General features: G+C 35.1%; 19 protein-coding genes. 10 read left to right on the forward strand and 9 right to left on the reverse strand.

Annotated elements, in window-relative coordinates; genetic code table 11:
* Positions 1-17 precede the first annotated feature (17 nt).
* From FAF07_RS08530 to FAF07_RS08540, 3 genes are all read left to right on the forward strand, one after another.
* Positions 18-1,625: a RagB/SusD family nutrient uptake outer membrane protein gene (locus FAF07_RS08530; protein ID WP_142784702.1), complete on the forward strand. Its 1,608-nt coding sequence runs from the start codon at positions 18-20 to the stop codon at positions 1,623-1,625.
* Positions 1,626-1,751: 126 nt separating this feature from the next.
* Positions 1,752-3,326, forward strand: a complete 1,575-nt coding sequence (locus FAF07_RS08535) for a glycerophosphodiester phosphodiesterase family protein (RefSeq protein ID WP_142784703.1) — start codon at positions 1,752-1,754, stop codon at positions 3,324-3,326.
* A complete protein-coding gene (locus FAF07_RS08540; protein ID WP_142784704.1) occupies positions 3,323-4,165 on the forward strand; it encodes an endonuclease/exonuclease/phosphatase family protein in 843 nt (280 codons plus the stop codon). Before FAF07_RS08535 ends, FAF07_RS08540 begins: the two co-directional genes overlap by 4 nt.
* An 85-nt stretch (positions 4,166-4,250) precedes the next feature.
* Here FAF07_RS08540 and FAF07_RS08545 read toward each other — a convergent pair whose 3' ends face one another.
* From FAF07_RS08545 to FAF07_RS08565, 5 genes are all read right to left on the reverse strand, one after another.
* A complete protein-coding gene (locus FAF07_RS08545; RefSeq protein WP_142784706.1) occupies positions 4,251-5,102 on the reverse strand; it encodes an alpha/beta hydrolase family protein in 852 nt (283 codons plus the stop codon).
* Positions 5,099-7,861, reverse strand: coding sequence for a PD-(D/E)XK nuclease family protein (locus tag FAF07_RS08550; protein WP_142784707.1), 2,763 nt, complete (start codon positions 7,859-7,861; stop codon positions 5,099-5,101). The genes FAF07_RS08545 and FAF07_RS08550 overlap by 4 nt, the downstream gene beginning before the upstream one ends.
* A gap of 75 nt (positions 7,862-7,936) precedes the next feature.
* On the reverse strand, positions 7,937-9,331 hold the full coding sequence (locus FAF07_RS08555; RefSeq protein WP_142784708.1) for an OmpA family protein: 1,395 nt from the start codon (positions 9,329-9,331) through the stop codon (positions 7,937-7,939).
* Positions 9,332-9,477: 146 nt separating this feature from the next.
* The gene (kbl, locus tag FAF07_RS08560) at positions 9,478-10,671 is read right to left on the reverse strand and encodes a glycine C-acetyltransferase (RefSeq protein ID WP_142784710.1); all 1,194 of its coding nucleotides are present in this window, start codon (positions 10,669-10,671) and stop codon (positions 9,478-9,480) included.
* A gap of 20 nt (positions 10,672-10,691) precedes the next feature.
* Positions 10,692-13,844, reverse strand: coding sequence for a UvrD-helicase domain-containing protein (locus tag FAF07_RS08565; RefSeq protein ID WP_142784712.1), 3,153 nt, complete (start codon positions 13,842-13,844; stop codon positions 10,692-10,694).
* 124 nt (positions 13,845-13,968) lie between these two features.
* Between FAF07_RS08565 and FAF07_RS08570 the strand changes: the two genes are divergently transcribed.
* Entirely contained in the window at positions 13,969-14,580 is a 612-nt protein-coding gene (locus tag FAF07_RS08570) for a superoxide dismutase (RefSeq protein WP_142784713.1), read from the forward strand.
* 483 nt (positions 14,581-15,063) lie between these two features.
* Here the strand turns inward: FAF07_RS08570 and FAF07_RS08575 are convergent, their stop codons facing one another.
* Together FAF07_RS08575 and FAF07_RS08580 are read right to left on the reverse strand one after the other, a co-directional pair.
* Positions 15,064-16,962, reverse strand: coding sequence for an amidophosphoribosyltransferase (locus FAF07_RS08575; RefSeq protein WP_142784714.1), 1,899 nt, complete (start codon positions 16,960-16,962; stop codon positions 15,064-15,066).
* Positions 16,963-17,079: 117 nt separating this feature from the next.
* A complete protein-coding gene (locus FAF07_RS08580) occupies positions 17,080-18,006 on the reverse strand; it encodes a PfkB family carbohydrate kinase (protein ID WP_142786574.1) in 927 nt (308 codons plus the stop codon).
* A gap of 229 nt (positions 18,007-18,235) precedes the next feature.
* Here FAF07_RS08580 and FAF07_RS08585 point away from each other — a divergent pair, with 229 nt between their 5' ends.
* On the forward strand, positions 18,236-18,832 hold the full coding sequence (locus FAF07_RS08585) for a hypothetical protein (RefSeq protein ID WP_142784715.1): 597 nt from the start codon (positions 18,236-18,238) through the stop codon (positions 18,830-18,832).
* Here the strand turns inward: FAF07_RS08585 and FAF07_RS08590 are convergent, their stop codons facing one another.
* Both FAF07_RS08590 and purN read right to left on the reverse strand, forming a co-directional pair.
* Entirely contained in the window at positions 18,833-19,474 is a 642-nt protein-coding gene (locus FAF07_RS08590; RefSeq protein ID WP_142784716.1) for a ribonuclease H1 domain-containing protein, read from the reverse strand.
* Between the two features lie 38 nt (positions 19,475-19,512).
* Complete coding sequence (gene purN, locus FAF07_RS08595) at positions 19,513-20,085, reverse strand: phosphoribosylglycinamide formyltransferase (RefSeq protein ID WP_142784717.1); 573 nt, start codon at positions 20,083-20,085, stop codon at positions 19,513-19,515.
* Between the two features lie 271 nt (positions 20,086-20,356).
* Between purN and FAF07_RS08600 the strand changes: the two genes are divergently transcribed.
* From FAF07_RS08600 to pyk, 5 genes are all read left to right on the forward strand, one after another.
* Complete coding sequence (locus tag FAF07_RS08600; RefSeq protein ID WP_007647141.1) at positions 20,357-20,590, forward strand: acyl carrier protein; 234 nt, start codon at positions 20,357-20,359, stop codon at positions 20,588-20,590.
* Positions 20,591-20,602: 12 nt separating this feature from the next.
* Complete coding sequence (gene fabF, locus FAF07_RS08605) at positions 20,603-21,853, forward strand: beta-ketoacyl-ACP synthase II (protein ID WP_142784718.1); 1,251 nt, start codon at positions 20,603-20,605, stop codon at positions 21,851-21,853.
* 99 nt (positions 21,854-21,952) lie between these two features.
* The gene (gene rnc / locus FAF07_RS08610) at positions 21,953-22,693 is read left to right on the forward strand and encodes a ribonuclease III (RefSeq protein ID WP_142784719.1); all 741 of its coding nucleotides are present in this window, start codon (positions 21,953-21,955) and stop codon (positions 22,691-22,693) included.
* 117 nt (positions 22,694-22,810) lie between these two features.
* Positions 22,811-23,296 (forward strand): IPExxxVDY family protein, encoded by a 486-nt coding sequence (locus FAF07_RS08615; protein WP_142784720.1) that lies wholly within the window; start codon positions 22,811-22,813, stop codon positions 23,294-23,296.
* A complete protein-coding gene (gene pyk, locus FAF07_RS08620) occupies positions 23,296-24,738 on the forward strand; it encodes a pyruvate kinase (protein WP_142784721.1) in 1,443 nt (480 codons plus the stop codon). Before FAF07_RS08615 ends, pyk begins: the two co-directional genes overlap by 1 nt.
* Positions 24,739-24,895 lie beyond the last annotated feature (157 nt).

The following is a 24,895-nucleotide window of genomic DNA, read 5'->3' on the forward strand; positions in this document are numbered from 1 at the left end:
TTCAAAAAAAATTAATTATGAATATTAAAAAAAATTTAATACGAACAAAAAGTAGTTTACTCTTGCTTATGGCACTTTTATCAATTGTGTCTTGTGAAGAATTTTTGGAAGAGCAACCAAGTACCGTTATAGATTCGAACTATATTTATACTACAGAAGAAGGTTTAAAATCTGGCGTAGTAAGTTTATATAAGTTTGAAAGAGATCGTTATGATAGAAGTACTGAAGATTATATGGGGGCTGTATTAATGTCGTCTAGAAGTGATTTGGCGTTTAGCAGAACAGGTTATACAGGAAATATGGGCAGATATCAAAGAGGGATTTCCCCAGACGACTTAGGAGCAAGATTTGTATCCGCTTTATTTTGGAAACATTATTACAATATAACCAGCAAAGCTACAGATATTATTAATGCTGCCGAAGTTGCAAGCGGTATTGATGAAGATGTAAGAAATCAAGTGCTTGCAGAGGCTAAGTTCTTTAGAGCACATTCTTATTTTTACTTATATAGAATGTTTAATAACATTTATGTAACTACAGAAACGGTCACAGTAGAGAATGCCTTTGATGTAATAAATGGTAAATCTTCTGAAGATGAAATTTTCGAATTATTAAATAGTGATTTAAATTTTGCCATAGAGCATTTAGATTGGAATGTAACATTTGGACGCGTATCAAAAGGAACAGCTAAGCACGTAAAAGCCAAAGTGGCCATGTGGGAAGGTAATTGGCAAGAAGCAAAGATCCAAGCACTTTCAGTTATCGAAGATCCAATGAGTCCTCACAGTTTAGTTGCGGTTGGAGATGTTTTTAAAGGCGACAGAAACCACTCAGAACAACTCTTCGTAGTACAATCACAAGATGATGCCTTAGGTGGAGGTGAGGTTACTATGATGAATGCGAATTATGTAACTCAATATTTTCAAATTCCTGGAATAGATGCAAATGTAGAACAAGGAGGAAGAGGTTTTTCAAGAGTTTTGCCTAACCGTTATTTAATGAATCTTATTGCTGAGGATCCAAATGATAAAAGAGATGATGATACTTACTTTAGATTAAAATATTACTATACTACAGGAGTGAATACAGGTGAAGAAATTGATATTTATAAACCTATTTCGGATGAAAATCCTAATGGCGTACAACTTGCAAGATATTATCAAAGATTACACCCATCTTGCATAAAATTTGCACAGGAAGATGATGACCCGACTACTTACAGACAAAAAAGCAATATTTTAGTATATAGATTAGCTGAGACCTATTTAATTGCTGCAGAAGCTATGATGAGGTCTTCAGGCGATCCTTTACCGTACATAAACGCAGTGCGAACTAGAGCAAAAGCAGCCCCATTAACAAGCGTGAATGAGCAAGCTATTTTAGATGAGCGTGCACGTGAGTTGGCTTTCGAAGGTCAGCGATGGTTCACTCTAAAAAGAATGGGGCAAGCTGTTATAGATAGACAGATTACCAGTTATGCTGGTGATGGCGAATATTTTCCTGCAAACTTAGGAGATAAAGACCCTCGCACTAACTGGCAATCGCATTTTATTAATTTTCCTATTGCACAAATAGATTTAGATCTATTAGGACCAAGTTATCCACAAAACGAAGGCTATAATTAATGGTATTGTTTTATGATTAGTTGAGTTTTATTTAAGGTATAAGGGCAAATAACTGCCCTTATATTTTAATAATTTTTTGGAAGAATTAGTTTTGAAGTTTTGAAAATAACCAAAATTTAAAAAAGCATGCGCATATTTTTAATAGTATACATTTTAATAAGTTTCTATTCTTGTAATAAAGTTCCACATAAACAAAGCATAACTTTTGCAAAAAACCCAGTAATAGCACATAGAGGCGCATGGAAAAAAAACAATCTTCCAAAAAATTCAATAGCCTCTTTAAAGCACGCTATAGAATTAAAATGTGCTGGATCTGAGTTTGATGTGAGAATGACCTCAGACACTATACTTATTGTAACCCATGACGCTGATTATCATGAACTACCTATTGAAGAAACGACTTATGAAGAATTGTCCAAGTTTAAACTTTTTAATGGGGAAACATTGCCAACCTTAAAACAATACCTTCTTGCCGGTATGGAAAACAATAAAACCACCGGTTTGGTAGTAGAGATTAAACCCTCAAAATTTAAAGACAGAAATGTTTTTATTGCAGAAGAAGTTCATAAATTGGTAAAAAAATTACAAGCCGAAAAGTATATTTTAGCTTATATCAGTTTCAGTTACGATATGCTGAAGAAAATACATGCTCTAGATCCTCTGGCCAAAACCCAGTATTTGGATGGTTCTAAATCTCCTAAGGAATTGAAAGCAGATGGTATTAGCGGATTGGATTATTTGGTTTATAAATTAAAGGTTAAACCAGAATGGATTTCAAGCGCCAAGGAGCATGGATTAATTCTAAACGCTTGGACAGCAAACACCACGGAAGATATTGATTGGTTGATAGCCAACGATTTTAATTATATCACCACCGACGAACCAGAACTCGCTTTTGAAATTTTAATGAAGAGTCCCTCTAATAAAGATTATAAATTGGTATGGAGTGATGAGTTTAATTATCAAGGAAAGCCCGATCCAACTAAATGGGCTTTTGAATATGGACTTAAAAGAAATCAAGAAAAGCAGTATTATGTTGATAGTTTAAAAAATGCAAGAGTGGAAAAAGGGTTCTTGATTTTAGAAACACATAAAGAACAAGTTAAAAATCAAGGTTTCGTGTCAAATTCCGAGACAAATTGGAGAAAAAATGTTGAATATGCTGATTATACAGCACCTAGTTTAACCACCAAAAATTTGGCACAATGGACTTACGGTCGGATAGAAATACGCGCACAATTACCAAAAGGAATCGGTTTGTGGCCAGCAATCTGGATGATGGGTATCAATTACGATGAGGTAGGATGGCCAGAATGTGGTGAAATTGATATCATGGAACATGTCGGTTTTAATCCAGATTCTATATTTGGCACCATTCACACAACATCATATAACCATATGAAGGGTACACAAAAAGGAAAAAAAATATTTATTTCAAAGCCTTATGGCACATTTCACGTGTTTGCTATAGATTGGACACCAGAAGGCATCGATTTTATTTTAGATGATACGATTTATAATCAAATAGAAAATGAAAACAAAACGGTTAGCGAATGGCCGTTCGATCAAGATTTTTATCTTAAAATGAACATAGCAGTAGGCGGTATGCTTGGTGGTAAAGAAGGAATTGACAACGCTATCTTTCCACAACAAATGCTAGTTGATTATGTAAGAGTGTACCAGAAAAAAAGTAGCGAATGAAACGTTTTTCATTAACAATATTAATTCTAGCAATAAGTTTCCTTAACTGTGAATCTAAAAGCCAGAATATTAGTGTGATGACTTATAATATTAGATTAGATGTAGCCTCAGATGGCGAAAATGCATGGCCTAATAGAAAAGACTTTCTAATCTCACAAATACTTTTTTTAAGTCCAGACATCATTGGAATCCAAGAGGCGCGTCCCAATCAAATGACAGACTTGAAAAATGCTTTAAAAGGTTATAAAACGATTGGAAATGGTAGAGATGGGGATGATATGGGAGAACATTCCGCTATTTTCTATAATGCAAAAAGAGTGAAGGTAGAACATGATAGCACTTTTTGGTTATCACCAACACCTAATAAAGTTTCCAAAGGCTGGGACGCTGCCTACCCAAGAATTTGTACCTACGGGCTGTTTACACTTTTAGAAAGCCACCAGAAAATTTGGGTATTCAATACACATTTAGATCATGTTGGTACAGAGGCTAAGTTAGAAGGTGTAAAATTAATTTTGGAGAAAATAAATGACGTTAATACGGATGGCTTTCCGGTAGTTTTTATGGGCGATTTTAATGCAGAGCCGAATAGTAATTTAATTAAAAATCTTAAACAGAAGATGGATGATTCAAAAGATATGGCTAAAATTACTTTTGGATCTAAGGGAACGTTTAATGGCTTTAAATTTGAAGAACCAGTGATTAAAAGAATCGATTATATAATGGTATCAAAATCTAATGTTGAAATTGAGAAATATGGGGCCTTGTCAAGTTCTGTGGATTTAAAATACCCTTCAGACCATTTCCCAGTCTTAACTGAATTAAAGCTTAAAGAATAGGTGGTTTAAGAGTCATGTTTCAAATTTTATATTCCCTAGATACAAGAATGATATGCTACTTACGACCCTGTTTTTAAGTTGTAGATTAATATACGTGTTGGTCTAAAAAGTCAATAATCCTTTCTATAGCGCTTTTTAAATGCTTAGGCAGATCAGGCTTTTGCCAAGGGTGCTGTCCACCAAACACATGATTCGCACCATCGATTATATTAAGTTCACTTTCTGGATTCCATTGATGAAGTAATTTGGCTTCATCTATACTCACACTGGTATCATTATTTCCATGAATAATTAAATGAGGAATTTTCAAATTTGAAACTGCGCGCTTTATAGTCAATCTATCTTCATTCTTAATAAAGTCCATATAGAACTGAAAATAATGTGGCATGTGTTGTTTTGTCCTTCCATTTAAAACATATTTTACTCCGTCAAGTCTCCAACTTTCTATATCTCCTATAGTAGCTGTTCTTTTTCCAAAATCACAAACACCAGCAAGACTTATAACAGTTTTGACGCGCGTATCTTCTTCAGCCTTTATGGATACAATGCCACCACCACGGCTATGACCAATAAGCGTGATGTTTCTAGCGTTGCCTATTTTAATTATTTCCTCATTTGATGCGGCCCAATCAATGACTGTTTGTAAATCATCTAATTCTTTAGTATAGTTATTATTTCCGAAAGCTTCTAAATCTGGAAAATCCAGAGGCTGCTCAACGGTACCGCCATTATGTGAAAAGTTGAATTTTATAAAGATGTAACCCGTGTTAGCAAAAGTGTTCGCCATAAAATGCCACGCACCCCAATCTTTAAAACCTTTGTAGCCGTGACAGAATATGATAATTGGAGCATTAATTTTTTTTTCAGGATAGGTGACGTCGATCAAAATGGGTCTATCATGTATGCCGTCAATTATGAATTCTTTTGTATGTATCATGTGATGTTTTTTTCTTCAAATGGAATATTTAAATTACAAATTTCCATAATAAGTCTTTTCAATTCTTGAGTAAAACGGTTTAAGGTATCTTGGGTTATTAAAGATTCTTTTTTGTGGCTTTTAGGACTTTCTTTTTTAGCAAATTTTAAAAACCCGCTATTTAAATTCTTAAACGATATGATTCCAGCTTCAACGGGGAGTTTGATATCATTTGAGAGTGACATCATATAGGCGTACATTAAAACCTGAAAACTTTTGCTGTGTTTTTTGTAATCTGTGGTGATATCTTCCCAATGAACCAGTTCTACATCACCTTGGTTGACACGGCCAGATTTATAATCAATGATTCTAGTAACCCCGTTAAATTCGTCCACCCGATCTATTTTGCCAGTAAGCTTGACCGTATAATCAAGTTCAGGGATATCAATGGCGACAGTGTTTTCTAGCTCAATCCCGATAATTTTTATAGTATTTCCAGCGTGTAAAGATGCTATTTCTGAATCTAAAAAATTAGAGATATAGCGTTTGGCAATTTCGAAAATAATCAGGTTTTTACCTTTGGTAATATCCCCTTCTTTGTAAATAGCCTTAAAGTGATATGTGACCCTTTTATCAATTTGCAACTTCATATTTTTTATGGCATCGATGCTCAAATATGAATCTATTATTGGTTTGTAGAAATCTTCAAGGGTGTTGTGCACCACGGTGCCTAGTGTGTTGGCAGCTACAGTTTCTTCAACGTCATCATGTTCTTTGATTTTAAGTATTTTTTGATAATAAAAACCTATTGGATTTCTAATATAATTAGTTAAAGATGATGGTGAAAAGCCTTTGCTTGCGACTTCTTTAAGTTCAAGATGCAAACCATTGGTTTTATAAATGATGTTAGGAGCATTATCAATTATTGGTACTTGTGGGGTGATAATTTGATGATGCAAATCATGTATATTCTCTAATTCGAGCTGTCTTATAAACCTGCTTTTCTCGCCGCCAGTTAACACATCGGCCTCGGTATTATACAATATGTACACATTTTTGGCGCGCTGCAAAAGCCTATAAAAGTGATAGGTGTAAACAGCATCTTTTTCTTTATACGTGGGTAGGTTATTCTCAATTTTTACATCAAACGGGATAAAGGAATTATTGCTTTTTCCTGAGGGTAATACCCCCTCATTTACGGATGAAATTATGACAGTTTCAAAATCAAGAACACGAGATTCCAGCATACCCATTATTTGTAAACCTTGTAAGGGCTCGCCTTGAAAATCCAAAGTTTCAGAACTCAGCAATTCTTTATAAATGGTATATAAGGTGGTCAAATTTTTAATGTGTTTATAGCGTATGTTTAATAGTGTAATTTCATTGAATAGCTCATTAAAGCGGAATAAATATTCCAATGCTAAAACATTAGAAGCTTTTTTTAGGCTAAGATATTTTTTAATCAATAATATAAGTTGCGTACAATTTTGCAAAACATTTGAAATGGAGCCTTTCCAATTACTAAACAACACGTCTATAATGGTATTAGTATGTGTTTGTGCTATTTCTTTTAATCGCTCAGAAGTCAGGTAGATTAAATTATTGCGCTCTATGGTTTCAATGATTAGGGCAGCATAGTCAATATCGTTTATAATAAATAAAGGTCTTACAAATTGATGGGAGACAATATTTATAACATCTTTAAAGTAAAAGGGATTCTTAGTGTGTTTATGTAGCGTAAACAGCTCTTCAAATAATGATGCTAAGGGAATTGACTTTAATGGAAAACCCATCGTGATATTTAGGGCGTCAATTTGCTGTGGAAGTGAATTAAGTACAGGAATTAATAAATTTTCATCACCTAACACAACTGCCGTCTTTTGAAGCGTTCCAGTGTCCTGCTTTATATTTTTCAATATGGAACCAATACATTTGGCTTGCCCAATATTTTTAGGAATGCCATAGACCGAAATATGTTTCTTCTTTAAATAGTTGTCTGTTATCCAATGAAAGGGATGACTTTTGAAGTAAGGCCAATGCACTTTATGATGCCTAGTAAAAAGGGCTGCATCATGCTCGGAATTTTTCATGAAGTGTGCATCAATATCCCAATATATCTTAGCCAAACCATGTTGAAGTAATTCTTGAATAATGGTTTCTTCGGCCGTATTGAGCGCGTTAAAGCCTAAGAAGACATGTTGTTTCTCAGGATTATTATGAATATAAGATCCCAGATTTTCAACAGCTTCTCTGTAAATGAGGCCTTGATAGCCTTTTTTTTGATTTAGTAAGTGGTCTTTTAAAGCATCATAATACTGATGGAGCTTATTCCAAAATATTAAATAATTCGCGACAAATTCGGTTTTAGGTTCTGCTACAGACCAATGATTGATATCTTGGATGGCACTGAGATAATCGAATATTTGTTTTTGAGGAATGAGGTAGCGATCAATTTCATTAAAATCTTGAAGTAATATCTGAGCCCATTTTGAAAAGGTGTCAAAGTTGTCTGTAGACCCAGGATTAGTAAGATTGGAGTATATACTATAAAATTCAAATAGGAGCTCGGTATTGGATATCGTTTTTATTTGAGCCAGTTCTTCTACAAACGCTTCAATGCTTATTATTTTAGGAGCAAAAATAGTGCGATTATTGACTTTCGATAGTTGATGTCTTAAAAAGACACCAGCTCTTTTGCTAGGGAGTACAAACGTAAGTTGGGAAAGATTTGTATCACTTTTTTGTAAGTCTAATAAAACATCGTAGATAAAATTCGTCATTATATAAAAATAAAAAACGCTTCGGATATCCGAAGCGTTTTTGTAAAACTTATTTTAAAATTAATTTTGCTAATATTAGTCTTTAGCTAAGTTAATTTCAACACGTCTGTTATTTGCTCTACCAGCTCTAGTTTTATTAGTGTCAATTGGTTTTTCTTCTCCAAAGCCCATTGCTGAAAGTCTGAATTCATCAATACCATTTTCAACTAAGTATTCTTTAACTGAAATTGCTCTAGCATCAGATAATTTCAAGTTATAAGCATCACTACCAGAACTATCTGTGTGGCCTTCAACAGTAAACTTAGAGTTTGGATATTCCTTAAGGATTCCAATAATATCTTTCAATACTGGTTCAGATTGTGACTTGATTGAAGCTTTGTTCAAATCAAATAAGATTGTTTTAGCGTAAGCATTCAATGTTTTTTGAACTTCATCAGAAATTTCAGGACAACCATTGTTAGCAACTGTACCTTTTACAGTAGGACATTCATCATCTTTATCTAAAACACCATCACCATCTTGATCTGGCCAAGGACATCCGTTGTTTGCTGCAGGACCTGCAACTTCTGGACATTTATCATCAGCATCAGTAACACCGTCACCGTCAGCATCTGGACAACCAGCTAAAGCTTTTAAACCAGCTACAGTAGGACAGTTATCATCTTTGTCAGCAACACCGTCACCGTCAGAATCAGGACAACCGTTAAACTCAGCTAAACCAGCTTCGTTAGGACAAGCATCTTCACTATCTTGGATGCCATCACCATCAGTATCAGGACAACCGTTGAAAGCTTCTAAACCAGGTACATCTGGACAAGCATCGTCTTTGTCATAGATTCCATCACCATCAGTATCAGCTCCACCAAACTTGATAGAGATACCAGCTGTATGTTGGAAATGCTTAGGAAGGTAATCTTCAAAAGAATGCTTATAAGCAGATTGAAGAGTTAAACCAATATTTTCGCTGAACCAAATATTAAGACCTAAAGTCCCATTTAAAGTTCCAGCTCCAATTTCATCTATCCAAGTGTAACCACCACCAACGCCTAAGTAAGGCTCAAATGTTTGTGTGTTTAACAGTTCACCAAAGCTGTATTTGATAGTTCCATCTACACCGTAGTAAGATAAGTCATCAACAGAATTAACTGTTTCTTCTCCTGTTAAAGGATTTACATTATCTCCAAACTTGTCAATTTTATTTAAAGAACCTGCTACTCCAAAAGAGAAACCGTCTCCTAAATATTTAGAAACTGATATTGTAGACAAAGAAGGCAAAATATTCCAGTGATCTTCTGCATTGAAGTATTCGTCAAAATACTCTCCCTGAGGAGTGTCTTCTCCAACGGGATATACATCAACTGCGTTTACCCCAATAGTAATTTGCCATGGGTTGTTTTTGTCTTGCGCATTAGCGTTGCTATAAACAAGTACAAGCAACATAGCGAACATTAATCTGCTAAGATTTTTCATATTCAAAAGTTTAATTTTTAAGTGTTAATTGTAAACAAAAGTAAGTTGTTAAATTTTATTAACAAAGACAAATATATAAAAATATTGAAGATTACAGTGACTCATATTCATCATTACTTTAACTCATTTGCTTGTTAAGAACGTTTTTAAATAATATTTAATGATTTTCCAACCCTTTTAAACGCGGTAATTGCCTTGTCTAAATGCGCTTGTGTGTGAGCAGCAGAGAGTTGCACGCGTATCCTGGCTTTTTCTTTAGGAACAACCGGAAAAAAGAATCCTATTACATAAATTCCTTCATTTAATAGCATGTTTGCCATGGTTTGAGAGAGTTTTGCATCGTATAACATGACGGGAACAATGGCTGAATCGCCATCAATGATATCAAAACCAGCGCTCTTCATGCCTTTTTTGAAGTAATTTGTATTCCATTCCAAGGTGTCTCTTAACTCGGTATTATTCGATAACATATCAAAAACCTTAATAGAAGCGCCTACAATGGCTGGTGCTAAAGAGTTCGAAAACAAATAGGGCCTAGAGCGTTGACGCAACATGTCAATGATTTCCTTTTTTCCAGTGGTGTAACCACCCATCGCGCCACCTAATGCTTTACCTAAAGTACCTGTTATAATATCTATCCTATCCATTACGCCTTTTTCCTCCAAGGTACCACGTCCTGTTTTTCCAATAAATCCGGTGGCATGACATTCGTCAATCATAACCATAGCATCGTATTTATCAGCCAAATCGCAAATTTTATCTAATGGCGCTACTAAACCGTCCATAGAAAACACGCCATCTGTAACAATTATTTTAAAGCGCGCCCCTTTATTATTGGCTTCTATAAGCTGTTTTTCTAAATCTGCCATATTACTATTTGCGTAGCGATATCTTGCCGCTTTACATAATCGGACACCATCTATTATAGAAGCATGGTTTAATGAATCTGAAATAATAGCATCTTCAGGACCTAATAAAGGTTCGAATACGCCACCATTGGCATCAAATGCTGCGGCATATAATATGGTGTCTTCAGTTTCATAAAAATCTGCAATCTTTTGTTCCAAGTCTTTATGGATATCCTGGGTGCCACAAATAAACCGGACGGAAGACATACCAAATCCATGTGTGTCCATAGCGTCTTTTGCAGCCTGAATCACATCTGGGTGAGATGATAGCCCCAAATAATTATTGGCACAAAAATTCAAAACGGTTTCACCAGTGTTTAAAGTGATTTCTGCACCCTGAGCTGAAGTGATTATGCGTTCCTCTTTATAGAGACCATTGTCTTTTATATCTTGAAGTTCTTTTTGTAAGTGGTGTTTGATTGTACTGTACATTAATTTAGTTTTTTACAAAGTTAAATTTCTTTTATCTGAATATCATCATTTATATAGACTAGTATTTTTTTAACAACCTTTAATTGCATGGCTTTAAGGACATCTTGATATAGCTGTAATTGTTGAAGGTGTGATTTATCTGCGCTACCTGTTTTATAATCAATGATCACAGCCTCATCTTTCGCATTTATTACAACCCGATCTGGTCGTAAAATGATACCTTCCTTGGTTATGATGTCACGTTCATTATATATGGTCAGTTCAGAATTGAAATAAGTTTTGAGCGATGGGTGATTTACAATTTGAGTAATTAATCCAGTTAGAATTACGGATTGCTCCTTATTAATAATAGCCCCGTCCAAATAGTCATTTATTACGGGGTTAATATCATGTACATCATTAATATGAGACATGACATCATGCACCAGGTTTCCTTTTTCAATAGCCGCTTCTTGATCCGTATCCCATAAATAGCCTGAATTAGTAACGATATTTATATTGTGGTCTTCTTTTGCGGTGGAAATAAATGCTTCTTGATGAATTGTGTTTTTTGAAATAGATTCACAATCGGATGTTTTTTTATCCTCAATAACGGTCGGATTTCCAAAACTATAAGTGAGCTGTGAATTATTCCAAATTCCTAAATGCTGAAGATACCCAATAAGTAAACCCGAATACTTTTTATTACCCACGATGCCTTTTGGAGATACCTCATTTTTAGAAATTACATATAAGTGCTTGACAGCGCGGGTTAAAGTAACATATAATAGATTGATGTTATCCAATTCCTGTTCTGCTTTGTGTGCATTAAAAATAGCTTGTCCTGCTTCCCCGTAATACTCGAAGTCTTTATTAAAATTGAGCAAGGTTTTTGAGAAGCCTTGATATTTTTCAGCGTCTAGCGGAAACCACTCTCTTGGATTCCGTTCCCGATAGATGTCTAAATCTGCATAGGGGAAAATAACCACTGGGAATTCCAAACCTTTCGATTTGTGTATGGTCATGATTTGAACGGCATTCTGCCCTATGGGTGAAACCACGCTCAAGCTTTCTTTTTTCTTTTCAAAATAGCCTAAAAAAGCTGAGATATCAGATCCTTTTTTTTGTGAAAAATCCAACACAGCATCTAAGTAGAATTGAAGATATGCGTTTGATGTTTTAACCAAATTGAAACTGCGCACAAGAGTTTCCGCTAAATCAAATAAGGGAAGTTGTAATAAGTTTGCGTATAGTATAAAAACGTTGAAAGCTTCTAAACTTGTAAAAAGATCATTTATAGTCAGATTAATATGATTAACAAAAAAGGCATGCTTGTCCTCAATATCGAAATGCTGCGCCATAAAATTTAAAACGCGGATTTTAATATCATTATTTTTTGGCTGTATGAGTAAGGCCAATAGATCGTTTATAAAACGTACTTCAGGAGCATTTTGAAGTAGTAAGGTTTCTGACGAGATGATAGGAATGTGATGTTGACTCAAATAATTAGCCACTGCTACCCCTTCTTTTTTCTTGCGCACCAAAACACAAATGTCCCTGAGTTCGAAACCCTGTTTTATAGTCCTTAATATGGTGTTATGGACTTGTTCTGAAAACACCTCATCTCTATCATCGTCGTTTTCAAAATCTAAAAAAGATAATTCTACAGACCCTTCCTCACTCTTAGAGGTGTGCTGTCCTGAATTTCTATATAAAGTTTCGTAGTCTTCAGCGTTAAAAACTTGAGTAGCCAAATATTTAAAGAACCCATTATTAAATTCAACAATTTCCTTTAAACTTCTATAATTGGTTTCAAGATTTTTAACATCTTGTTCTATTTGAAAAGGTTGACTGGCCTTATTAAAGAGCCCTATAAACTGTTCTGCTTTCCCTCCGCGCCAACGGTAAATGGCTTGTTTAGCATCGCCAACTAACATAACATTACCGTTTATAGTGGCCAGGGCGTTATCTAATAAAGGCATTAAATTATGCCATTGCATTTCTGAGGTATCTTGAAACTCATCAATAAAATAATGACGAAACTTTTCACCGATACGCTCGTAAATAAACGGCGTTGGTTGGTCTTTAATTTGATTCCCAATAATGGTGTTAAACTCTGAAATCAGCATTTTATTCTGTTCTTCCTTTAGGGCAGTAAGCTCATTATTTATAGCATTTAGTACAGAAAGAGGCGTGATATTTTTGTAAAAGGCTTTTAAAAATTTAAGGTGATAAACTTGCGATTTAATGGTTTTATAGAAAATTTCTATTTCTGGCAATAAAGAATCAATGGTATTGGCTAAATCTGGATTTAAGGTTTTGGTGTAAATGCTCTTTCTTTCAGAAATATTTTCCTCAAGTCTATTATCATAAAGCGTATGTAATTCCAGTTTTGACGCTTTAACAAAATGATTGGGTAGGGTTCGTCTCGAAAAATCTGTATGCTCCAATCCTGCTTCAGCGATTAGGGTAATTACACTTTGCGCTTTTTCAACTATAACTGTTTCTAAATCTAAAATCTCTTTTCTTAGTTGTGTTTTAAGTGCTTTAAAATCCTCTAAAGTTTTATCCTTAAATTTTTCAATAAATGGAATATCGTTTTCATTGACCAGAAGTTTCGCAATGTTATTAAAGTCGAAGGATACATCCCAACTTTTATCATCATCGGCTTTTTCAATAGCAAAATCCACTAAAATTTTAGTAAGCTCCTTTTCACTGCCCGCTTTAGCTATCAATAGGTCTACTGCTTCATTCAATAAAGCCTCTTGATCAAGTTCTACTTCAAAATTTAAAGGCAATTTTAAATCATAAGCAAAAGTTCGTATAATTCTATGGGTAAAGCCATCAATGGTCGAGATATCAAAAGCCGCATAATTGTGAATAATTGTGTTTAGAATCTGTATTGATTTTTCATGCAATTTGTGCGGAACGACATCTAGCTCATCACAAATGTCGCTAAACATAGCCATGGGATGATCTAAAATGCTTTCATCTGAAAATTTCTGAAGCATATCAATCACACGGTCTTTCATTTCGGCTACCGCTTTATTGGTAAATGTAATGGCTAGGATGTTTTTAAATTGATCTCTATGAGGAGATTGAAATAGAATTTTCAAGTAGGCTTTTACCAATGTGTATGTTTTACCGCTACCTGCAGAGGCATTATATATGGTAAAAGAACTGGGATGGGTCATAAACAGAATTTGCATACAAGATAAAAACTATCAATGATTTCATAACGATTTATTATTTTTAATTGACCTGTATTATGTGTAAATTTGAAATGAAATAAATATTAATTCATTAAAACAAAAAATTATGGCTTTCGAATTACCGAAATTAGGATATGCTTACGACGCTTTAGAGCCTCACATTGATGCGCGCACTATGGAAATACACCACTCTAAGCACCATCAAGGATATACAAATAAATTAAATGATGCTATTAAAGGCACCGATGAAGAAGGAAAAACTATTGAAAATATCTTAATTAATTTAGATATGGACAATAAGGCGGTGCGAAATAATGGTGGTGGCTTTTACAACCACTCGTTGTTTTGGACTGTTATGAATCCAGACAATAAAGGGCGTTTATCTGGCGATTTAAAGGATGCTATTGAAACAAAATATAAATCCTTTGACGCCTTTAAAAACGAATTCAGTAAGGCTGCCGCTACACAATTTGGCTCAGGTTGGGCTTGGTTATGTGTGAAAAAGGGGGGAGACATTGACATATGTTCGACGCCCAATCAAGACAATCCTTTAATGCCAGGTGTTGGTTGTGGAGGCACTCCAATTTTAGGCATAGATGTTTGGGAACACGCTTACTATTTAAATTATCAAAACAGAAGGCCAGATTACATTGATGCCTTCTTTAATGTGATTAACTGGAATGAAGTAGAGAGAAGATACGCTGCAGAGTCAAAATAACAGTAGTATTCTTATAAATATAAATCGCCTAACTTTTTAGGCGATTTTTTTATGCACTATAAATTTTACTAAAATATTTAAAATGAAAAAGGTGAACGAGTGTTCACCTTTTTGCCCCAAATCTACCATAAACTTAACCTACTTATGTTATGGTGATTCAAATATATGGCAGTAGCTAAGACTGATAAAATATTTTAGTCAAACGGCGAATATATTGGCTTAAGCGAAGTTTATGAATTTTTACAAAGCAAAAAATGAATAAGGAAGTTTAACTTTAAGCGACATTAAAGCGCATAAAAAAAGGCGAACAGAAGTTCACCTTTTTTTGCCCCAAATCTACCATGAACTTAACCTACTTATGTTATGGTGAGACCAATTTATGTGTATTTTAGACAACCTGACTATTTTTTAGACGAAATGCATTAATATCAGATTAAATGTAATTTTTATAGATAAAGTGACAAATTTAACATTTTCAGACAATTAATAGGCACGCTCTTTATTGCCTTCATAAAAATTAATAAATGCCCTGTTAACAACACGATTTCCACCTACTGTTGGATAGTTGCCTGTAAAGTACCAATCACCTAAATGATTAGGACAGGCTTTATGTAGGTTTTCTACGGGTTGAAAAATAATTTTAACTTCTGCACGAATACTTTCATTACTTAATAGCTCAGATATTTTATCTGAAATTTGCTCATCAGTAAAAGGATCGTAAATGTCCTTGACAAAGTTTTGCACATATTGGTCTTCTAATTCGGTTTGCTCTAGACACTTATTATAAACCTGTTCTACAATCCTATAATTACCAGTATCTTTTAATAACTCTAAAGCCGCTCTAAAGGCCACCAAGCTTTCTAAGTTAGCCATGTCTATACCATAACAATCTGGATACCGAATTTGAGGCGCAGAAGACACCACTATAATCTTCTTTGGGTTTAGGCGGTCAAGCATTTTTAAGATACTCATTTTTAAAGTGGTACCCCTAACAATACTATCATCAATAATCACCAGGTTGTCGGTAGGTTTGATAACGCCATAAGTTACATCATAAACGTGAGCTACCAAATCGTCACGACTGCTATCTTCTGTGATAAAGGTTCTTAGCTTAACATCTTTAATGGCTATTTTTTCAATACGTGCACGCTCAGATAAAATTTCTGTAACTTTTTCTGCAGATAATGAACGCTGCCCTTTTAGTATAGCATTGGTCTTTTTAGTATTGATAAACGCTTCGGCAGTTTCAATCATACCATAAAAGGATGTTTCTGCTGTATTTGGAATGTATGAGAACACAGTGTTTTTTGTATCGTCATTAATGGCCTCAAGTACTTTAGGCATTAAGAGTTTCCCCAGCATTTTTCGCTCTTGGTAAATTTCGGCATCACTTCCGCGAGAAAAGTAGATGCGCTCAAATGAACACGCTTTTCTTTCTAAGGGCTCTAATATTTTTTTTATGGATACTTTACCAGATGTTTTGGTAATTAGGGCATGTCCGGGCTCTAACTCTTTAACATCTTCAAATTTAACATTAAAAACGGTTTGGATCACTGGGCGCTCTGATGCCACAACCACCACCTCGTCGTCTTGATAATAGTAAGTAGGACGAATACCTGCGGGATCTCTTAATACAAATGAATCACCGTGACCAATAAGGCCTGCCATCGCATAACCACCATCCCAGTTTTTTGCAGCACGTCTTAAAATTTTTGCCACGTTTAAGCGCTCTGCAATAAGCGGAGAAGCTTCTCGTTTATTATAGCCTTCCTTTTTTAAATCTTTGTAAATTTTACTTACCGCATCATCTAAAAAATGACCTATTTTCTCCATTATGGTAATGGTATCGGTATATTCTTTTGGATGTTGCCCTAATTCAATTAAATTACTAAACAGCTCTTTAACATTGGTCATGTTGAAGTTACCTGCCATAATCAAATTCCGGTGCATCCAGTTATTCTGTCTTAAAAACGGATGAACACTTTCTACGCTATTTTTTCCAAAAGTCCCATAGCGCACATGGCCCAATAATACTTCGGCTATATAAGGAATATGCTTTTTCTGTAAGGCTACATTGTTGGCATATTCTGGGTTTTCTGTAATCTCTTTATTGATGCGTTCGTTTATTTGAGCGAAAATATCTTGAATGGGCTGTTGTGCCACAGAACGGACTCGACTTATATAGCGTTCGCCAGGTTTGGTATCTAACTTAATACTTGCAAACCCTGCACCATCTTGACCACGGTTATGTTGCTTTTCCATCATCAAGTACATTTTATTCACACCATAAAAAGCAGTGCCGTACTTTTCCTTGTAAAACTCTAACGGTTTTAAAAGCCTAATAACCGCAATACCGCACTCGTGTTTTAGATAATCACTCATTGTTTTAAACTATAAAATTTTAGTCTTAATAGATATGATAAATTTTGGTTTCCAAATAAAATGATTTTGGAATATTTATTAAATTAAAAACGCACCCTAATTTAGAGTGCGCTGTTATTATGTTAATTGTATTTCAAATTGAGTGAGTTGCTTAAACTGCATTAAGCGCTTTTGCACTTCATCACTCGATAGATTTTCCATGCGCTGGGTGCCAAACTTCTCCACACAAAAGGAGGCGAGGGTTGACCCGTATATGACGGCATTTTTCATGTTTTCAAAAGAGGTATCACCGGTTTTGGCAATATATCCAGCAAAACCACCAGCAAATGTATCACCAGCTCCTGTAGGATCGAATACTTCTTCTAAGGGTAAAGCAGGTGCATAAAATGCATGTTCATTATAAAACAAAAGCGCGCCATGCTCTCCTTTTTTAATTACGACATATTTTGGTCCCATCGTGTGAATTTTTCTGGCAGCCACAACTAATGAATATTCTCCAGTTAGTTGCCTAGCCTCCTCATCATTAATGGTTATAACATCTACATTTTTAATCACATTATGTAAATCATCAAGTGCACAATCCATCCAAAAATTCATAGTGTCTAAAATCACCATTTTTGGTTTAGTTGTCATTTGGTCTAAGACGCTCTGTTGTACCAACGGATGTAAATTACCTAACATAACAACTTCAGCATCTTTATAGTTTTCTGGAACCACAGGATTGAAATCTGCTAGGGTATTTAATTCTGTAACAAGCGTATCTCTAGAGTTCATATCGTTGTGATATTTCCCACTCCAAAAGAATGTTTTGCCATCTTCAACGATTTCTATTCCAGAAATATCAATATTTTTATTAGATAATAAATTTAAATGTTTTTGAGGAAAATCGCCACCAACAATAGATACGATGGAAGAGTTTACTTGAAATTGAGCGGCAGATAAACCAATGTAAGTTGCTGCACCACCTAATATTTTATCGGTTTTACCGAAAGGCGTTTCAATAGCATCAAATGCTACGGTGCCTACAATGACTAATTTGCTCATAAAAGAGTTCTGATAATTTTGTGCAAATATAAGTTTTTTAACTGCCACGGCATTAACTTTTTTTTGCCAATATTTTATTATATTTGTAATGATTAAAAACTTGATGTAGAGGGTATTCTCTCTAATATTAATAGCCATAGCTCTCTATTCAATTTTTGATTTTTGAAATAATATTTTAAAACCTAATAAGAATGATTCTTTTAGGAAACTGCTATTATTAAACAATATAATGAAACATACAGCACGAATGCTGTTGGTTTGTTTTTTTTGTTCGGGTTCATTAATTTCTCAAGTGGGAGTGGGTACTACAACTCCAACGGCAGAACTAGAAATTGAAACGACCAACACTGGGATTCCAGCTTTGGAATTAAATCCGCAATCTGCTCCGGTAGGGACGGTAGACGGACAACTTTCCGTTATTGGTGATAAACTTTATTTGTATGATAACACCCGTGGGAAGTGGTTGAGTGTTGAAACCTTTAATTTGCTTTATGGTAGAACAGGTAGCAGAACCAGTGAGGTATTGCGTTTTATGGGCAACTTCGCAAATCAAAATAGTGGAGCACTAATCCCAATGAACGCTACGATTGTTCATATATCTGCCAGGGCTCGTAACGGTGATTCCACAAAGCAGTTTTCTTTAGAAATTAGAAATGGAGGGAGTGTTGTTAGTTCAACAACGTATAATTTAAGCGCTCGTGAGTACATAGATACCACATTAAATATTGATGTCAACTCAGGGGATTACTTAATAGCTAGAATTGGAAGTGTTGGAACAAATATTACTGATCTTACATTAACTGTTTGGTTAAAATGGAGGCAATAATTACTTTCTTCCAAAATCTGCTGGAATCTCACCCCAAGCTTTAGTTTCCCACTTGACTATAACCGTTTTATACGTGTTGTTTTTTAACCAATCTAAGGCGCGTTCAATCAATTGAAAAAGGGTGTCGTTTTTGGCATTGCGTTCTAATTTCGTGTTGCAGGTTTTCTTTCTCACCCAACTCATTGCGGTTCTTGAATCTGTATATAGAATTCTGTTACTATTATTTTTTTTCAAAAGTGCCAAACCGTGAACAATGGCTAAAAACTCGCCAATGTTGTTGGTGCCTTCTTCAAAAGGACCTTGGATAAATAGCTGTTTTTTCGTTTTTGTGTCGACGCCACGATATTCCATAACCCCAGGGTTTCCTCTAGAAGCGGCATCTACCGAGATAGAATTCAAATTGGGTTGCCCAATTTTTTTGAGTTGTTCAGGAGATAAGTCACTTTTAAAAGCTTTGTTTTTACCCACATAATCAAAGCAATTGCCTTTTAGAGCTTGTTTTGCGGCATCAAAAGTTGCAAATGATTTGTATTGCGCATTTGGAAAGTCTTTTATTTGTGCTTTGCAGTCGTTCCAGGATTCGTAAACGCCTGACTTGTGCCCTTTCCAAACGGTGTAATATTTCGACTTTTTTTTACTCATTTGCCATTATTGTGTAGACTCTAATTATATAAATGCTACTAAATGTCTTTTTTTAGAATTTTTTCTACAACCTTCGGGAAGTACTCCATCTCCAATTCATGAATTTTGGCTGCCACATCCTCCGCAGTATCAGCAGAATCTACTTCACAGGATGCTTGAAAGATAATTGCCCCTTCATCATAATGTTTATTTACATAATGAATGGTGATGCCTGTTTCGGTTTCATTATTTGCCACAACGGCTTTATGCACATGCATCCCATACATGCCTTTTCCGCCATACTTTGGAAGCAAAGCAGGGTGTACATTTATAACGGTATTAGGAAATTCGTTCAAAATACTTTCAGGAAATTTCCATAGAAAACCAGCTAATACGATCAGGTCTGGTTGGGCTGCTTTTAAAATATGCAAGACATCATTCGTTTCTGTAAAAGCTATTTTATTAAAGGATAACGCACTGATTTTAAGTTTTTTAGCACGTTCTAAAACTTTGGCATGGGGATTGTTAGTAAGTATCTGAATAACAGACGCATTATGGCTGTTGTGAAAAAACTTTATTAAATTTTCAGCATTAGTACCACTTCCGGACGCAAAAATTACAATACGTTTCATCTGTTTAAGATCTTAAATTCATATCAGACTGTATTCGTAAATCGATTTCAAAAGAATGTTCAGCAAAATTTTTCAAGCACATTTCATTATACATACAGGATGTTAAATTGTTCAAACAAAAAAAAGAATAATTATTAACAATTAGTAGGTAAAATAGAAATACTTAAATGTTATTTTAGTAAATTACAACCACATTTTTATAGTAAAGGTGTGTTTTAGAAATAAAGTTTTTTATTTTTGCCAACTAATTAAAACTTAAAATTAAAAGATTATGTCAGACATTGCATCAAGAGTAAAAGCGATTATCGTGGACAAATTGGGAGTAGATGAGAATGAAGTTGTAACTGAAGCAAGCTTCACAAACGATTTAGGAGCAGACTCATTGGATACTGTAGAATTAATCATGGAATTCGAAAAAGAATTTGATATCCAAATTCCAGACGACCAAGCTGAAAATATTGCTACAGTTGGTCAAGCTATATCATATATAGAAGCTGCAAAATAAGCAAAGGACTTTATGGAATTAAAGCGAGTTGTAGTCACAGGATTAGGCGCTTTAACACCAATTGGCAATACCAAAGATGAATTTTGGGATGCGCTAATTAGTGGTAAAAGTGGTGCTGCGCCTATAACATATTATGATACCGAAAAGTTTAAAACAAAGTTCGCTTGCGAATTAAAAAACTTTAATGCAACTGATTTTCTAGATAGAAAAGAAGCTCGTAAAATGGATAAATTTGCGCAATATGCTATGGTAGCTTCAGATGAAGCTATAGCAGATTCCAAATTAAATCTTGACGAGATTGACAAGTTGCGTGTTGGTGTAATATGGGGAGCAGGAATAGGTGGTTTAGAAACCTTTCAGGAAGAAGTCTTGAACTTCGCTGCTGGGGATGGAACACCAAGATTTAACCCCTTCTTTATTCCGAAAATGATTGCTGACATTGCGCCAGCAAATATCTCCATAAAATACGGTTTTATGGGGCCAAACTATACCACGGTTTCGGCATGTGCCTCATCGGCAAATGCTATGTTTGATGCTTTAAACTCCATTCGGTTAGGTCATTGTGACGTTATTGTAACTGGCGGAAGTGAAGCAGCTGTAACCATTGCTGGTATGGGAGGTTTTAATGCCATGCACGCGTTATCTACTAGAAACGAAAGTCCAGAAACGGCATCACGTCCATTTGATGGCACGCGAGACGGTTTTGTGCTTGGGGAAGGAGCAGGCGCTCTTGTTTTAGAAGAGTACGAACATGCCAAGGCTAGAGGAGCTAAAATTTATGCCGAGTTTGTTGGAGGAGGTTTATCTTCTGACGCTTATCATATGACAGCACCTCATCCAGACGGTATTGGTGTGATAGCAGTAATGAAAAATTGTTTAGAAAATGCAGGGCTTAAACCTGAAGACGTAGACCATATTAATACCCATGGAACTTCTACACCTTTAGGCGACGTTGCAGAACTTAAGGCAATTTCAGAGATATTTGGTGACCATGCAAAGCATATAAACATCAATTCAACAAAGTCTATGACTGGGCACTTATTGGGTGCTGCAGGAGCTATAGAAGCGATATCGGCTATTTTGGCAATGGAACATGGTATGGTTCCACCAACAATAAATCATACAACCGATGATGAGAACATAGACCCAGAATTGAATTTAACGCTTAACAAAGCGCAAAAGCGCGATGTTAAAGTAGCCATGAGTAATACATTTGGATTTGGCGGTCACAACGCTTGTGTATTGTTCAAGAAAATAGATTGAATCCCGAATGAAATAAACCATAACGATAAATTAATTTTTACAGTAAAATGAAACATGGTTTATTACATCTGACGTTAAAAGTGAAATATTAATTATCAGATGAAAAACATTCGTAACATATTTAATTCCCGTTCAAAACGCAACGGGAATTTTTTTATGGAATTAACTAAAATTCTCGGGTTTAAACCAAAAGAGAAAAAATTTTATAAAACGGCATTTACACACCGCTCCATGAACATAAGAGATAGCAAGGGCAATGCTATTAATTATGAGCGCTTGGAATTTTTAGGAGATGCGATGCTTAGTGGCGTAATAGCCTCTCATTTATATTTAGAAGTGCCTAGTGGAGATGAAGGCTACCTAACCAAAATGCGATCTAAAATTGTGAGTCGTGAGCATTTAAATGAATTAGGTAGAGATTTAGGCTTAATAAATTTAGTAGTAAGTAAGATTTCTCCAGGCCAGTTTGGAGACAATATTCATGGTAATTTATTTGAAGCCCTTATAGGCGCAATCTTTTTAGATAAAGGCTACAAATACTGTGAAAAATTTATATACCAACGCGTTATTATCCCTTATGTAGATATAGCTACTTTAGAAGGCAAAGTGATAAGCTATAAGAGTCTGCTTATTGAATGGTGTCAAAAAGAAAAGAAAACATTTGGATATCATGTCTATGAAGATTCGGGCAATGATGACGTTAGACACTTTTCTGTCAAATTATCAATTGACGATAGAATCGTCGCTAAAGCCCGTGCCACTTCAAAAAAGAAGGCAGAAGAGAAGGCCTCAAAACGGGCGTTTTTTGCGTTCCAAAGTAGAATGTCTAAGATGATTTGACCCCTTTTTTTAAACCTATTTACTACAACGTTTGCGTTGCGTTTCTAATTAAGAATACGTGAAACTTCTTAATTCTCAATTTTTTATATACTATATTTACACCGTTTAATATAAGTTATGGCGGTTCACAAACTTATTCTAGATGATGTTTTTGAAGAAGTAACATTCACTTTAATTGCAGTTCATTGTACTCTTGAAGATTATCGTTTAGCATATTTGCTTAACAAGCATATTGGTATCAATCTTATAAGAAAGCCATCAGATTTAGATTTTAATAATGGGAAATCGTCTTATTCTATTTTCGAATGGGAAGATAAAAAACAGTTAACAACGTGGAATTTGGTTTCCAATATTTGTAAGACAGACAGTCTCCAAAAAGTTAATTTCGAATCATTATTTGATACTCAAAATCAAATTACCAAAACATTTTATTTGATACCAGAATATAAACGGGTCAATTATTTTTTGAAAATTGAGAATGAGTATGGATCTAATAAAGAAAAATTTATTCTTAATACCATATTAAGCATACCACAAATTGCAACTGCTTATAGTATAAACACCGATCAATTAAGATCTAAGGACAATTTAATTTTTAGCTAATGCCAACAACAAAAAAAACCAAAATAGTAGCCACATTAGGACCAGCATCAAGTACAAAGGACATATTAAAAGGGATGTTAGATGAAGGTGTTAATGTATTTAGAATTAATTTCTCACATGCAGATTATGCAGATGTCACTGATCGCATCAAGATGATACGCGAACTTAATGATGAATACGGTTATAATGCATCCATATTAGGCGATTTACAAGGCCCGAAACTTCGTGTAGGCGTTATGAAAGAAGAAGTGGTTGTCCATGAAAATGACGAAATCATTTTTGCAACAGGCAAACGTTTTGAAGGCACAAAAGAACGTGTTTACATGACTTACGATCGGTTTCCGCAAGACGCTAAACCAGGAGAGCGCATCCTTTTAGACGACGGAAAACTAATTTTTGAAGTCGTGTCAACCGATAAGAAAAGCGAAGTTAAGGCCAAAGTAATTCAGGGCGGTCCTTTAAAATCCAAAAAGGGGGTAAACCTTCCAAATACAAACATTTCACAACCCGCTTTAACTGAGAAAGATATTGAAGATGCTATTTTTGCCATTGGTCAAAAAGTAGATTGGATTGCCTTGTCCTTTGTGCGTCATGCTGAAGATTTAATGCAATTGCGTGATTTGATAAATGAACACAGTGATCATAAAATTCCCATCATTGCAAAAATTGAGAAACCAGAAGCTGTAGAAAATATAGATAAAATTGTCAGTCATTGTGATGGTTTGATGGTAGCTCGTGGTGATTTAGGTGTAGAGGTGCCCGCAGAGGAAGTACCACTTATTCAAAAGCAATTGGTATTGCGTGCCAAAAAAGCACGAATCCCGGTTATTATTGCCACCCAAATGATGGAAACCATGATTTCCAGTTTAACACCAACTAGAGCTGAGGTTAATGATGTGGCGAACTCCGTAATGGATGGCGCAGACGCCGTTATGTTATCCGGTGAAACATCTGTCGGGAGCTATCCTGTGCAAGTGATTAAGCAAATGGCCGATATTTTAAAAAGTGTCGAAGATTCAGATTTAATTAAAGTACCACAATTACCGCCACACATTCGTACCAACCGGTACATTACAAAATCGATATGTTATCACGCTGCTAATATGGCGAACGAAATTAGCGCCAGAGCCATTTCAACATTAACAAATAGTGGCTACACAGCGTTCCAAATTTCAGCATGGCGACCCTCTTGTCATATTCTTGTGTTTACTTCCAATAAGAGAATATTAACCCGTTTAAGTTTACTTTGGGGCGTGCAGGCTTTCTATTACGATAAGTTTGTAAGTACAGACGAAACCATTGAAGATGTTAATGCCATGGCCTGTAAAAAAGGTTTTCTAGAAGAAGGCGATATGCTTATAAGTTTAGCGGCCATGCCAATTCAAGATAAAGGGATGGTAAACACACTGCGCGTTACAGAGATTACGAACTGTAATTTTTAAAAAACCAATTTGGGCGTTACCCACTTCAAAAAAAGTGGGTCGCGCTTTCCATTATATCTTTTTCTCGCGCCTCAAAAAAGGATGCCATTGCAATCGCTAACGCAACCAAAGATTTGTTTGTTTTGACTAATTTTGATGCGTTAGGTACACGATGAAA

Origin of the sequence: Changchengzhania lutea, assembly GCF_006974145.1 — a bacterium.
Classification (GTDB): domain Bacteria; phylum Bacteroidota; class Bacteroidia; order Flavobacteriales; family Flavobacteriaceae; genus Changchengzhania; species Changchengzhania lutea.